20 protein-coding genes are annotated in these 10,221 nt (G+C 65.1%); all 20 read right to left on the reverse strand.

Annotated features, from left to right (window positions below; genetic code table 11):
• Positions 1–11: 11 nt before the first annotated feature.
• The 20 genes from rplO to rpsJ all read right to left on the reverse strand — a co-directional run bounded on the left by rplO (position 12) and on the right by rpsJ (position 9,631).
• Entirely contained in the window at positions 12–647 is a 636-nt protein-coding gene (gene rplO / locus CQ034_RS06725; RefSeq protein ID WP_105710443.1) for a 50S ribosomal protein L15, read from the reverse strand.
• Positions 647–832 carry a 50S ribosomal protein L30 gene (rpmD, locus tag CQ034_RS06730; RefSeq protein ID WP_017201575.1) on the reverse strand — a complete coding sequence of 62 codons (186 nt, stop codon included), beginning with the start codon at positions 830–832 and terminating at the stop codon, positions 647–649. Before rpmD ends, rplO begins: the two co-directional genes overlap by 1 nt.
• Positions 832–1,533 (reverse strand): 30S ribosomal protein S5, encoded by a 702-nt coding sequence (gene rpsE / locus CQ034_RS06735; RefSeq protein WP_029260927.1) that lies wholly within the window; start codon positions 1,531–1,533, stop codon positions 832–834. Before rpsE ends, rpmD begins: the two co-directional genes overlap by 1 nt.
• Positions 1,530–1,889 carry a 50S ribosomal protein L18 gene (gene rplR, locus CQ034_RS06740; RefSeq protein WP_029260926.1) on the reverse strand — a complete coding sequence of 120 codons (360 nt, stop codon included), beginning with the start codon at positions 1,887–1,889 and terminating at the stop codon, positions 1,530–1,532. Before rplR ends, rpsE begins: the two co-directional genes overlap by 4 nt.
• A 2-nt stretch (positions 1,890–1,891) precedes the next feature.
• Positions 1,892–2,428: a 50S ribosomal protein L6 gene (gene rplF / locus CQ034_RS06745; RefSeq protein WP_029260925.1), complete on the reverse strand. Its 537-nt coding sequence runs from the start codon at positions 2,426–2,428 to the stop codon at positions 1,892–1,894.
• A 6-nt stretch (positions 2,429–2,434) separates the two neighbouring features.
• Positions 2,435–2,833 carry a 30S ribosomal protein S8 gene (rpsH, locus tag CQ034_RS06750; RefSeq protein ID WP_029260924.1) on the reverse strand — a complete coding sequence of 133 codons (399 nt, stop codon included), beginning with the start codon at positions 2,831–2,833 and terminating at the stop codon, positions 2,435–2,437.
• 144 nt (positions 2,834–2,977) lie between these two features.
• Positions 2,978–3,568 (reverse strand): 50S ribosomal protein L5, encoded by a 591-nt coding sequence (gene rplE / locus CQ034_RS06755; protein ID WP_029260923.1) that lies wholly within the window; start codon positions 3,566–3,568, stop codon positions 2,978–2,980.
• Positions 3,568–3,927, reverse strand: a complete 360-nt coding sequence (gene rplX, locus CQ034_RS06760) for a 50S ribosomal protein L24 (protein WP_029260922.1) — start codon at positions 3,925–3,927, stop codon at positions 3,568–3,570. Before rplX ends, rplE begins: the two co-directional genes overlap by 1 nt.
• 2 nt (positions 3,928–3,929) lie before the next feature.
• Complete coding sequence (rplN, locus tag CQ034_RS06765; RefSeq protein WP_017201583.1) at positions 3,930–4,298, reverse strand: 50S ribosomal protein L14; 369 nt, start codon at positions 4,296–4,298, stop codon at positions 3,930–3,932.
• Entirely contained in the window at positions 4,295–4,627 is a 333-nt protein-coding gene (gene rpsQ / locus CQ034_RS06770) for a 30S ribosomal protein S17 (RefSeq protein ID WP_021201120.1), read from the reverse strand. Before rpsQ ends, rplN begins: the two co-directional genes overlap by 4 nt.
• Complete coding sequence (gene rpmC, locus CQ034_RS06775; RefSeq protein ID WP_017829202.1) at positions 4,627–4,944, reverse strand: 50S ribosomal protein L29; 318 nt, start codon at positions 4,942–4,944, stop codon at positions 4,627–4,629. Before rpmC ends, rpsQ begins: the two co-directional genes overlap by 1 nt.
• Positions 4,944–5,363, reverse strand: coding sequence for a 50S ribosomal protein L16 (rplP, locus tag CQ034_RS06780; RefSeq protein ID WP_017829203.1), 420 nt, complete (start codon positions 5,361–5,363; stop codon positions 4,944–4,946). The genes rpmC and rplP overlap by 1 nt, the downstream gene beginning before the upstream one ends.
• Entirely contained in the window at positions 5,363–6,118 is a 756-nt protein-coding gene (rpsC, locus tag CQ034_RS06785) for a 30S ribosomal protein S3 (protein WP_017201587.1), read from the reverse strand. Before rpsC ends, rplP begins: the two co-directional genes overlap by 1 nt.
• Positions 6,118–6,516, reverse strand: coding sequence for a 50S ribosomal protein L22 (gene rplV, locus CQ034_RS06790; protein ID WP_017829204.1), 399 nt, complete (start codon positions 6,514–6,516; stop codon positions 6,118–6,120). Before rplV ends, rpsC begins: the two co-directional genes overlap by 1 nt.
• Entirely contained in the window at positions 6,516–6,797 is a 282-nt protein-coding gene (gene rpsS, locus CQ034_RS06795; RefSeq protein ID WP_017829205.1) for a 30S ribosomal protein S19, read from the reverse strand. Before rpsS ends, rplV begins: the two co-directional genes overlap by 1 nt.
• A gap of 12 nt (positions 6,798–6,809) precedes the next feature.
• On the reverse strand, positions 6,810–7,649 hold the full coding sequence (gene rplB / locus CQ034_RS06800) for a 50S ribosomal protein L2 (protein ID WP_017201590.1): 840 nt from the start codon (positions 7,647–7,649) through the stop codon (positions 6,810–6,812).
• A gap of 20 nt (positions 7,650–7,669) precedes the next feature.
• A complete protein-coding gene (gene rplW / locus CQ034_RS06805; RefSeq protein WP_017829206.1) occupies positions 7,670–7,993 on the reverse strand; it encodes a 50S ribosomal protein L23 in 324 nt (107 codons plus the stop codon).
• The gene (gene rplD, locus CQ034_RS06810) at positions 7,990–8,652 is read right to left on the reverse strand and encodes a 50S ribosomal protein L4 (RefSeq protein WP_021201122.1); all 663 of its coding nucleotides are present in this window, start codon (positions 8,650–8,652) and stop codon (positions 7,990–7,992) included. Before rplD ends, rplW begins: the two co-directional genes overlap by 4 nt.
• Positions 8,653–8,654: 2 nt before the next feature.
• Entirely contained in the window at positions 8,655–9,314 is a 660-nt protein-coding gene (gene rplC / locus CQ034_RS06815; RefSeq protein ID WP_029260921.1) for a 50S ribosomal protein L3, read from the reverse strand.
• Between the two features lie 8 nt (positions 9,315–9,322).
• Complete coding sequence (rpsJ, locus tag CQ034_RS06820) at positions 9,323–9,631, reverse strand: 30S ribosomal protein S10 (RefSeq protein WP_017201594.1); 309 nt, start codon at positions 9,629–9,631, stop codon at positions 9,323–9,325.
• Between the last annotated feature and the right edge of the window lie 590 nt (positions 9,632–10,221).

Genomic DNA, 10,221 nt, shown 5'->3' on the forward strand with positions numbered 1-10,221 from the left:
TCATCTTGCGGTTACTTGACGGATCCGCCCGCCGCGACGATCTTCTGCTCGGCAGAACCCGAGACCTTGTCGACCGAAACGTTGAGCTTCACGGCGATGTCGCCGTTTCCGAGAACCTTGACCTTCTCGTTCTTGCGAACGGCACCCTTGGCGACCAGGTCGCCGATGGTGACATCGCCACCCTTGGGGTACAGCTCCGCGAGCTTCTCCAGGTTCACGACCTGGTACTCGACGCGGAACGGGTTCTTGAACCCGCGCAGCTTCGGGGTGCGCATGTGCAGCGGCATCTGCCCACCCTCGAAGCCGACGCGAACGGTGTTGCGCGCCTTGGTGCCCTTGGTACCACGACCGGCGGTCTTACCCTTGGAGCCCTCACCACGGCCGACGCGAGTCTTGGCGGTGTTGGATCCGGGGACCGGACGCAGGTGGTGCACCTTCAGGACGCCGGGGCGGGATGCCGGAGCATCCTTCGCAGGCGCAGCCTTCTTGGCGGCCGGCTTCTTGGCCGGAGCGTCAGCCTTGGCGGCGGACGCAGCGGTCTTGGCCGGAGCCTTCTTCGCGGCGGGCTTCTTCTCAGCGGCAGCCTTGGGAGCTGCAGCCTTCTTCGGGGCCTTCTCAGCCTCGACGGCCTCGTTCTTCTCAGCCATTAGTCGATCTCCTCAACCTTGACGAGGTGTGCGACGGTCTTGACGTAACCGCGCGTCTGCGCGTCGTCGGGGCGGACGGTGGTGTCACCGATCCGCTTGAGACCGAGGCTGCGCAGCGTGTCACGCTGGTTCTGCTTCTCGCTCACCTTGGACTTGATCTGCGTGACCTTCAGTCGCGCGGCCATCAGGCACCTACCTTCTGTGCGGCGATGGCCTCGGCCTCTGCGCGCACGAGGCGGGCAGGGGCGACCTGGTCGAACTCGAGGCCACGACGCGCGGCGACCGCACGAGGCTCCTCGAGCTGCTTCAGGGCCGTGACCGTCGCGTGCACGATGTTGATCGTGTTCGACGAGCCGAGCGACTTCGACAGCACGTCGTGGATACCGGCGCACTCGAGCACGGCGCGGACCGGACCACCGGCGATGACACCGGTACCGGCAGCGGCCGGACGGAGCAGGACCACACCTGCGGCGGCCTCACCCTGCACGGGGTGCGGGATGGTGCTGCCGACACGCGGAACTCGGAAGAAGTTGCGCTTGGCCTCTTCGACACCCTTCGAGATCGCCAGGGGGACCTCTCGGGCCTTGCCGTAGCCGACGCCGACCAGACCGTTGCCGTCACCGACGACCACGAGGGCGGTGAAGCTGAAGCGACGACCACCCTTCACGACCTTCGAGACACGGTTGATCGTGACGACGCGCTCCAGGAACTGGTTGTCACCACGGTCGCGCGAGTTGCGGTCGCGGCCACCCTGGTTGCGGTCACCGCGGCCACCGCGGCGGCCATCACGCTGATCGCGAGCCGGCTCTGCCTGCGTGGTGCCCGCAGCCGTCTCGGAAGTGGCAGCTGCCGCTTCGGTCACTTCGTTCTCCTTGTTGTCACTCACAGTGCCAGACCCCCTTCGCGGGCGCCGTCGGCGATGGCGGCGACACGACCGGCGTAGCGGTTGCCGCCACGGTCGAACACTGCCTCGGAAACGCCGGCAGCCTTCGCACGCTCGGCGAGGAGCTCGCCGACCTTGCGGGCCTTGGCGGTCTTGTCACCCTCGAGCGAACGCAGGTCGGTCTCGAGCGTCGAAGCCGACGCGACGGTGTGACCCTTGCTGTCGTCGACCAGCTGCACGAAGACGTGGCGGGCCGAGCGGTTGACGACGAGGCGCGGACGCACCTCGGTGCCGACGACCTTCTTGCGAAGGCGGGCGTGACGACGCGCGCGGGCGTCAGACTTTGACTTGAGAGCCATGGTTACTTACCACTCTTTCCGGCCTTGCGACGCACGTTCTCGCCGGCGTAGCGCACACCCTTGCCCTTGTACGGCTCGGGCTTGCGGATCTTGCGGATGTTGGCAGCTGCCTCGCCGACAGCCTGCTTGTCGATCCCGCTGACGGTGAGCTTGGTGGTGCCCTCGACCGTGAGCGTGATGCCGGCGGGCGGGTCGATCAGGACCGGGTGCGAGAAGCCGAGGGCGAACTCGACCGAGCTCCCCTTCTGCTGCACGCGGTAACCGGTGCCGACGACCTCGAGACCCTTGGTGTAGCCCTGGGTCACGCCGATGATGTTGTTGTTGATGAGCGTGCGGGTCAGGCCGTGAAGCGACCGAGACTCGCGCTCGTCGTCGGGACGGGAGACCAGAACCTGGTTCTCCTCGACCGCGACCTCGATGGGGTTGGCCACCGTGAGGGTGAGCTCACCCTTGGGGCCCTTCACCGAGACCACGCGGCCTGCGACCGAAACGGTCACGCCCGCGGGAACGTCGATGGGAAGTCGTCCAATACGCGACATTTCGAATTACCACACGTAGGCGAGAACTTCTCCGCCCACGCCCTTCTGCTCAGCCTGACGGTCGGTGAGAAGACCGGAGGAGGTGGACAGGATGGCCACGCCGAGGCCGCCGAGGACCGTGGGGAGCTCGGTGGACTTCGCGTAGACGCGGAGGCCGGGCTTCGAGACGCGCTTGATACCAGCGATCGAGCGCTCACGGTTGGGGCCGTACTTCAGCGTCAGCGTGAGGTTCTGTCCGACGCGAGCGTCAGAGGTCTCCCAGCCGGCGATGTAGCCCTCCTGCTGGAGGATCTGAGCGATGTTCGTCTTGAGCTTGCTCGACGGCAGGGTCACGGAATCGTGGTGCGCCGAGTTCGCGTTACGCAGACGGGTCAGCAGATCTGCGACCGGGTCTGTCATTGTCATTGTTGTTTTCCTTTGTTCATGAGGTTCCGGCTGCCGTTACACGACAGACGGCCTGCGATGACACGCAATCTTCAATTGTAGGTGCATGTCGGCGAGTACTTCGACAGGCTCAGCAACCCATGGGTCCCTGAGCCTGTCGAAGGGTCACGCCTGTGCGTCTTCCGAGCGGAACGGGAAGCCGAGGTGACGGAGCAGTGCCCGTCCCTCGTCATCCGTCTTCGCGGTGGTGACGACGGTGATGTCGAAACCGCGAACCCGGTCGATCTTGTCCTGATCGATCTCGTGGAACACGCTCTGCTCCTGGAGACCGAAGGTGTAGTTGCCGTTGCCGTCGAACTGCTTGCCCGAAAGACCGCGGAAGTCGCGGATACGGGGCAGAGCCAGCGAGACCAGACGGTCCACGAACTCCCACGCGCGGTCACCGCGGAGGGTGACGTGCGCGCCGATGGCCTGGCCCTCACGCAGCTTGAACTGCGCGATGGACTTACGGGCCTTCGTGACGATCGGCTTCTGGCCGGTGATCTTGGTGAGGTCGTCGACCGCACCATCGATCACCTTGCTGTCGCGAGCTGCCTCGCCGACACCGGTGTTCACGACGACCTTGACCAGTCCGGGGATCTGCATGACGTTCGCGTAACCGAACTCGTCCTGCAGAGCCTTCTTGATCTCGCTGTTGTACTTCTGCTTCAGGCGCGGCTGGATCTTGCCAGCCGGCGCGGCAGTGTCGGTGCTCATCAGAGGTCCTTACCGCTCTTCTTCGCGTACCGCACGCGGACGGTGCGCTTGACGCCGTCCTTGGTCTGCTCCTCGACCCGGTGGCCGACCTTGGTCGGCTTCTTGGTCGAAGGGTCGACGAGTGCGACGTTCGAGATGTGGATGGAGGCTTCGACGGTCTCGATGCCTCCGGTCTTGGTGCCACGCTGCGTCTGTCCGACGCGGGTGTGCTTGGTGACGTAGTTCACGCCTTCGACGATCACGCGGTTCTTGTCACCGAGGACGTCGAGGACCTTGCCCTGCTTGCCACGGTCGCCGCCACGCTCCTGCGTGGCACCGGTGATGACCTGAACCAGGTCACCCTTCTTGATCTTCGCCATGATTAGATGACCTCCGGCGCCAGCGAGACGATCTTCATGAACTTCTTGTCACGAAGCTCACGACCGACCGGCCCGAAGATACGGGTGCCGCGGGGCTCCCCGTCGTTCTTCAGGATCACTGCGGCGTTCTCGTCGAACTTGATGTAGGAGCCGTCCGGACGACGGACCTCCTTCTTGGTGCGGACGATGACCGCCTTGACGACGTCGCCCTTCTTCACGTTGCCACCGGGGATCGCGTCCTTGACGGTAGCGACGATGGTGTCGCCGAGACCGGCGTAACGACGCTTCGAGCCACCGAGGACACGAATCGTGAGGAGCTCCTTGGCGCCGGTGTTGTCGGCGACCTTGAGTCGGGATTCCTGCTGAATCACTTGGCCTTCTCCAGAATCTCCACCAGACGCCAGCGCTTCGTGGCGCTCAGCGGGCGGGTCTCGTTGATCAGGACCAGGTCGCCGATGCCGGCGGAGTTCGCCTCATCGTGCGCCTTGACCTTCGAGGTGCGGCGGATGACCTTGCCGTAAAGCGGGTGCTTCACGCGGTCCTCGACCTCGACCACGATGGTCTTGTCCATCTTGTCGCTGACGACGTAGCCGCGACGTGCCTTGCGGTAACCGCGGGCAGCGGAGTCGCGGACGTCGTGCTCGGACGACTCGTGTCCTGCGGCCTGCGTCTCCACAGTCGCTTCCTTCTTGGTGGCCATCACTCAGCCTCTTCCTTCACGGCGTCGTCGGCGGAGTCCGCCTTCTTCGCCTTCGACTTGGTCGCCTTCTTGGCCGGAGCCTCGACCGGAGCGGGCGTCGCACGGATGCCCAGCTCGCGTTCGCGGATCACGGTGTAGAGGCGCGCGATGTCGCGCTTGACGGCGCGGATGCGGCCGTGGCTCTCCAGCTGGCCGGTGGCCGACTGGAAACGGAGGTTGAACAGCTCCTCCTTGGCCTTGCGCAGCTCCTCAACGAGGCGCTGGTCTTCGAATGTATCGAGCTCTGCCGGGGCGAGCTCCTTGGTGCCGATCGCCATTACGCGTCGCCCTCCTCGCGCTTGATGATGCGTGCCTTGAGCGGCAGCTTGTGAATTGCACGGGTCAGAGCTTCGCGAGCGAGCTCCTCGTCGACACCCGCGACCTCGAAGAGGACACGGCCCGGCTTGACGTTGGCGACCCACCACTCGGGAGAACCCTTACCGGAACCCATGCGGGTCTCGGCAGGCTTCTTCGTGAGCGGACGGTCGGGGTAGATGTTGATCCACACCTTTCCACCACGCTTGATGTGACGGGTCATCGCGATACGAGCGGACTCGATCTGACGGTTCGTCACGTAAGCGGGGGTCAGAGCCTGGATGCCGTACTCGCCGAAGGAGACCTTCGTGCCGCCGGTTGCCTGGCCCGAGCGACCCGGGTGGTGCTGCTTGCGGAACTTGACCTTACGGGGGATGAGCATTATGCCGACGCTCCTTCTGCGACAGGTGCCTCGTTGCGCGGGGCACGGCGGCGGTCGCCACCACGGTCGTCACGACGAGCCTTGGGTGCGTTGGCCTGCTCGCGAGCGAGCTCCTTGGCGGTCAGGTCGCCCTTGTAGATCCAGACCTTCACGCCGATGCGGCCGAAGGTGGTCTTCGCCTCGTAGAAGCCGTAGTCGATGTTCGCGCGCAGCGTGTGCAGCGGCACACGACCTTCGCGGTAGAACTCCGAGCGGCTCATCTCGGCGCCGCCGAGGCGGCCGGAGACCTGGATGCGGATGCCCTTTGCGCCGGCGCGCTGAGCGCCCTGCAGACCCTTGCGCATCGCACGACGGAACGCCACGCGAGCAGAGAGCTGCTCGGCGATGCCCTGTGCGACGAGCTGAGCGTCAGCCTCGGGGTTCTTGACCTCGAGGATGTTCAGCTGGATCTGCTTGCCCGAGAGCTTCTCGAGGTCGCCGCGAATGCGCTCGGCCTCGGCGCCACGACGACCGATCACGATGCCCGGACGGGCGGTGTGGATGTCGACGCGGACGCGGTCACGGGTGCGCTCGATCTCGATGTTCGAGACACCGGCGCGGTCGAGCTGCGTCTTGAGCAGGTTGCGGATCTTGATGTCCTCGGCGACGTAGTCGGCGTAACGCTGACCCGGCTTCGTCGAGTCAGAGAACCAACGCGAGACGTGGTCCGTCGTGATGCCGAGACGGAAGCCGTACGGGTTTACCTTCTGTCCCATTACTTGCTCGCCTTCTTGTTGCTGTCGCCCGCGGCGGCCGGAGCTGCCTCAGGCGTCGAGAGCACGACCGTGATGTGGCTCGTGCGCTTCTTGATCTGGAAAGCGCGACCCTGTGCACGGGGCTGGAAACGCTTGAGCGTGGTGCCCTCGTCGACGTACGCGTTGGCCACGTACAGGTCCTTCTCGTCGAGGAACTCGCCGTCGCGATCTGCCTTGACCTGCGCGTTGGCCATGGCCGACGCGACAAGCTTGTAGATCGGCTCGCTGGCGCTCTGCTGTGCGAACTTCAGGATCGCCAGAGCCTCCTGGGCCTGCTTGCCCTTGATGAGCGCGACGACACGACGAGCCTTCTGAGGGGTCACGCGGATGTGTCGCACGCGTGCGATCGATTCGACCATTAGCGGCGCCGCCCCTTCTTGTCGTCCTTCTCGTGGCCGCGGAAGGTGCGGGTGGGCGCGAACTCGCCCAGCTTGTGACCGACCATGGTCTCGGACACGAACACAGGGATGTGCTTGCGTCCGTCGTGGACCGCGATCGTGTGACCCAGCATGGCCGGGATGATCATGGACCGACGGGACCAGGTCTTGATGACGTTCTTGGTGCCGGCTTCGTTCTGCACGACCACCTTGCGAAGCAGGTGATCGTCGACGAAGGGGCCCTTCTTAAGACTGCGAGGCATCTTCTCTTACTCCTACTTACGCTTCTTGCCGGCGTTACGACGACGCACGATGTACTTGTCGCTTTCCTTGTTGGCGTGACGGGTACGACCCTCAGCCTGGCCCCACGGGGAGACGGGGTGACGACCACCAGAGGTCTTACCCTCACCACCACCGTGCGGGTGGTCCACCGGGTTCATCGCGACACCACGCACGGTCGGGCGGACGCCCTTCCAGCGCATGCGGCCGGCCTTGCCCCAGTTGATGTTCGACTGCTCGGCGTTGCCGACCTCGCCGATGGTCGCGCGGCAGCGCGCATCGACGTTGCGGATCTCGCCCGAGGGGAGACGCAGCTGGGCGTAGGGGCCGTCCTTGGCGACGAGACGGACGGATGCACCGGCCGAACGTGCCATCTTCGCGCCGCCACCGGGGCGGAGCTCGATCGCGTGGATGACGGTACCCGTGGGGATGTTCTTCAGCGGGAGGTTGTTGCCCGGCTTGATGTCAGCCCCGGCACCCGACTCGACGATGTCGCCCTGCTTCAGCTTCGCCGGAGCGAGGATGTAGCGCTTCTCACCGTCGAAGTAGTGCAGCAGCGCGATGCGCGCGGTGCGGTTGGGGTCGTACTCGATGTGAGCGACCTTGGCGTTGACGCCGTCCTTGTCGTTACGACGGAAGTCGATGACGCGGTACTGGCGCTTGTGGCCACCACCGATGTGACGGGTCGTGATGCGGCCCTGGTTGTTGCGACCACCGGTCTTCGAGAGCGGGCGCAGCAGCGACTTCTCCGGCGTCGATCGAGTGATCTCGGCGAAGTCAGCCACCGACGAGCCGCGACGGCCCGGGGTCGTGGGCTTGTACTTGCGAATAGCCATTATTGTCCTTATCCCCCGGGTCAGCCGATTGCCGTGAAGATGTCGATGGTGCCCGACTTCAGGGTGACGATGGCGCGCTTGGTGTCCTTGCGCTTGCCGGTGCCGAAGCGGGTGCGACGAGCCTTGCCGACGCGGTTGAGGGTGTTGACCCCTGCGACCTTGACGCCGAAGATCTTCTCGATGGCGAGCTTGATCTCGGTCTTCGAAGCGCGCGGGTCGACGAGGAAGGTGTACTTTCCTTCATCGATGAGCCCGTAGCTCTTCTCGGACACGACCGGCTTCAGGATGATGTCGCGCGGGTCCTTGTTCAGGGCCGTCTGGAGAACAGATGCCTGCTCGCTCATGCGGAGACCTCCTGGTTGGCGCCGGACTTGGAGGCGATGAAGCCCTCGAGCGCGGCCTGGGTGAAGACGATGTCGTCGGAGACGAGCACGTCGTATGCGTTGAGCTGGTCGAACGTCAGCACGTGCAGGTTCGACAGGTTGCGGATGCTCTTCAGCGTCACGTCGTCGTTGCGCTCGATAACGACGAGCACGTTCTTCGACGAGACGACGTTGGTGAGGAAGTTCACCGCGGTCTTCGTCGAGGGCGTGCCGTCGATCCCGAAGGACTCGATGGCGTGGATGCGGTCGCCACGGAAGCGGTCGCTGAGCGCGCCCAGCAGGGCGGCCGCGATCATCTTCTTGGGCGTGCGCTGCGAGTAGTCACGCGGCTTCGGCCCGTGGACGATGCCACCACCGGTCATGTGCGGCGCGCGGATGGAACCCTGACGGGCGTTACCCGTGCCCTTCTGCTTGAAGGGCTTGCGGCCGGCACCGGAGACCTCGCCACGACGCTTGGTCGAGTGCGTGCCCTGGCGAGCCGCCGCGAGCTGCGCGACGACGACCTGGTGGATGAGCGGGATGTTCGTCTTGGCGTCGAACAGCGCGGCGGGAAGCTCGATGGAGCCTGCCTTCTTGCCGTCTGCCTTGAGGACGTCGAGCGCGAGAGTGGAGTCAGCCATGTTCAGGCACCCTTCACTGCGTTGCGGACATAGACGATGCGGCCACGAGCACCGGGGACAGCGCCCTTGACGAGCAGCAGACCCTTCTCGATGTCGATGGCGTGCACCGTGAGGTTGAGGACGGTCACACGCTCGCCACCCATACGGCCGGCCATGCGCATGCCCTTGAAGACGCGGCTCGGGGTCGACGATGCGCCGATCGAGCCGGGCTTGCGGTGGTTGCGGTGCGAACCGTGCGAAGCCGAGACGCCCTTGAAGTTGTGACGCTTCATGACACCGGCGAAGCCCTTGCCCTTGCTCGTGCCGACGACGTCGACGAGCTGGCCGGCTTCGAAGGTGCCGTCGACCGTGAGCTCCTGGCCCAGGCTGTAGTCGCCGGCGTCCGCGGTGCGGATCTCGGTGACGTGACGACGCGGCGTGACGCCGGCTGCCTCGAAGTGGGCCGTGAGGGGCTTGTTCACCTTGCGCGGGTCGATCTGGCCGTACGCGATCTGCACGGCGTTGTAGCCGTCCTTCTCGGGCGTACGGATCTGCGTGACCACGTTCGAGGCGAGCTCGATGACGGTGACGGGAACGAGCTTGCCGCTCTCGTTCCAGACCTGGGTCATGCCGAGCTTCGTGCCCAGCATGCCCTTGGAAATCTTGGAGTTGATGTCAACCATGTCCGACCTCAGAGCTTGATCTCGATGTTGACATCGGCAGGCAGGTCGAGACGCATCAGCGAGTCGACGGCCTTGGGCGTCGGGTCGACGATGTCGATCAGACGCTTGTGGGTGCGCATCTCGAAGTGCTCGCGGCTGTCCTTGTACTTGTGCGGCGACCGGATGACGCACACGACGTTCTTCTCGGTCGGAAGGGGCACGGGTCCGACGACGGTCGCACCCGCACGGGTCACGGTGTCGACGATCTTGCGTGCGGACGTGTCGATGACCTCGTGGTCATACGACTTCAGGCGAATGCGGATCTTCTGTCCCGCCATTGTCTGCTCTCTCTCTTTAGGCGTCATACCGTCCGGGACCGGGTGGCCCTGGGGCATTGGACGCACGTCGGCGCTGTTCGCGCCTCGGCACGAGAACGGCTCTCACGAGTCGATCTGCTGCACCACTGTTCTTCTGTCAGCCGGACGCCGCGAGGCGACCGGATGCCCGACCTCCGCCGCGCACGGCGAACCCTTCGGTGAGAAGGGTGTCGGGGTGTGTGTTCTGCTACCCGCGGCCTAGAACCCTGCAGCCCCCATGAGGAACCGCCGTCTATGCACTGCCCTGGCAGTGATCCGGCGCACGCACAGCGGCGACGGAATATCGAACCTGTCTATTCTGCCACGGCTGATTTCACTTCTGCAAACCCGGGCGTGTCGCGCCTCTCAGCGAGGCGGTGACCGACGTCGAAATCCGGCTCAGAAGGAAGGAGATAGCGGGGCGAAGCATCCCCATGCCTCGCCCCGCTTGGGGAGGGCGTTCAGTGCGAGGGGGCACACCGAACGCGAGTAGCCCGGCGTGAAGGGACGCCGAACTCCTCGTTCGAGGGCGCGGCGGAAGACCCGCCGCGCAGGCAGGGTGACGCTCAGGC

Source organism: Microbacterium sp. MYb45, from assembly GCF_002979655.1.
GTDB lineage: Bacteria > Actinomycetota > Actinomycetes > Actinomycetales > Microbacteriaceae > Microbacterium.